Here is a 769-nt window from a genome sequence, read left to right on the forward strand (position 1 = left end):
CGGGCGGCCCGGCATGGAGCTGCCCCGCAGGGCCGAGTGGGGCGACCCGGCGCGGACGTTCGCGCCGCCGCGCCGGCTGGTGGCGGCCCGTGCGGCGGTCGAGGTGTGCCGGGTGCTGCCGCTGATGATCGGGACGGTCCTCGCGGAGCTGCTGTTCCTGGCCGGGCAACGGGCCCTGGACGTGGGCGGGCTGCCGCTGGCCGCGCTCACCGGTGTCGCCCTGCTGCCGGTGGCGACGCTCGCGGCGTGTCTGGTCACGACCGGCGCGAAGTGGCTGCTGGTCGGGCGGTTCCGGGCGGTGGAGCGCCCGCTGTGGTCGTCGTTCGTGTGGCGCAACGAGCTGTTCGACACGTTCGTGGAGACGCTGGCCGTGCCGTGGGGCATGAGCGCACACCTCGGGACGCCCGCGCTGAACTGGTGGCTGCGCAGCCTCGGGGCGCGGATCGGGCGCGGGGTGTGGCTCGACACGTACTGGCTGCCGGAGACCGACCTGGTGAGCGTCGGTGACGGGGCGAGCGTCAACCGGGGGTGCGTCCTTCAGACCCACCTCTTCCACGACCGGATCATGCGCATGGACGCCGTCCGGCTGGACGCGGGGGCCTCGCTCGGCCCGCACAGCATCGCCCTGCCCGCCACCACGATCGGCGCGGGGACGTCCGTCGGCGCCGCGTCGCTCGTCATGCGCGGCGAGTCGGTGCCGGACGGCACCCGCTGGGCGGGCAACCCGATCGCGGGGGTCGTCGCGTGACGTGGTGCGGCAGGCGACGAC

1 pseudogene is annotated in these 769 nt (G+C 75.4%); it reads left to right on the plus strand.

The annotated features are described in order from the left end of the window. Positions 1-748, plus strand: a pseudogene (locus ACVNF4_RS36625) (amino acid adenylation protein); the annotation flags it as partial. Between the last annotated feature and the right edge of the window lie 21 nt (positions 749-769).

The sequence above is a fragment of the Streptomyces sp. S6 genome (genome assembly GCF_054880855.1).